This window comes from Bradyrhizobium sp. P2_E8 (assembly GCF_056403875.1).
The window spans coordinates 1-1119 of sequence record NZ_JBFUES010001565.1 but is presented as its reverse complement, the minus strand read 5'-3'; the positions used below and the strand labels follow the sequence as shown (position 1 = coordinate 1119).

Below are 1119 nucleotides of genomic sequence, written 5' to 3'. Positions count from 1 at the left end.
GGCGAGCGCGTCGCGGTTTTGCGTTGCAGCGGCGAACAGCGCCATGTGGACGTCGGCGAACGGCAGGCTCGATTTCGGAAACAGCTTTTGCGCGGCGGCGTCGGCATCAAGCCAGAGTGCCTTCGGCACGGCGTGGCCGTAAGAGGACAGGCGCCAGAGCAGCGAGGCGCCGTCGGTGATGACGTTGAGCGGCGGCGCCTGCGTCGCGGAGGGCTGGAGCACGTCGGCATAGATCGCGAGTGCGCGCGGCGCATCGCCATGCTCCAGCGCGCCGAGCGCCTGGTGCCAGCGGATGTGGCCGTGCAGGAGTCCGGCGCGGTCGTAGGTCGGAATCCATTCGTCGACGAGACGGTCGGCCGCCTCGATCGRGCCGTCCTCGAACATCGCATGCAGCACGGCATGCGCGGCATGGGCATTCTGCCGGCGCAGGGCGAAGCCGCGCTCGGTGATGCCCCGGCCGCGGGCGACGTCGCCGTTCTCGGTCATCGCCCAACCGGACATGGTGAGGAACCACCAGTCCTCGCCATAATGGCGCGCGACGCGCTCGCACAGCTCGTGCCGCGCACGGTCGTGATCGGCCATGCCGGAGAAGGCGAACAGGCCGAACGCGCCGAGCGGCAGCGACAGCACCACGGCATCGCGCGGCCATGCCTCGACATGTTCCAGCGTTGCCGCAATCGCCTCGGGCAGGCGTCCCTCGATCGCGAGCGCCAGGGCCTCGACATGCGAACGCTCGCGCTCCGTGCCGCGCTTTGCAACGAGCTCACGCGCGCGTGCCGCCTTCTGCCGCGCGAGGTCGCCCTGCTGGTAGAAGGCATGCACGCGGGCGCGGGCGATATGGGGAAGCGCAAAGTCCGGATCGGCGGCGATGGCGCGCTCCAGCGTCTCCGCCGTGCCGGTCCAGCCCGCCAGCATGAGGTCGACGCCTTCGCGATAGGCGGATGCCGCGGCATCGGATGCAGTGGAAAGCGGAAGGCCGTAGCGGTCCTCATGCGCCATCGTCGTCTCCGGAGTTCAAGCCGTTCGCGCGCGGCGGCCTTCGATCGGATAGGCCGGGTCGTTGTAGCCCGGCGTCGAGGGATGGCCCGGCGTCACCAGGCGGTCGATCAGGGCTTCGTC

1 protein-coding gene and 1 pseudogene are annotated in these 1119 nt (G+C 70.0%); both read right to left on the bottom strand.

Annotated features, from left to right (window positions below; all coding sequences use genetic code 11):
• A partial coding sequence (locus AC1D00_RS42345) for a tetratricopeptide repeat protein (protein ID WP_477014810.1) occupies nt 1-999 on the bottom strand: 999 nt, incomplete at its 3' end.
• A 15-nt stretch (nt 1000-1014) separates the two neighbouring features.
• Nucleotides 1015-1119, bottom strand: a pseudogene (locus tag AC1D00_RS42340) (aldo/keto reductase); the annotation flags it as partial.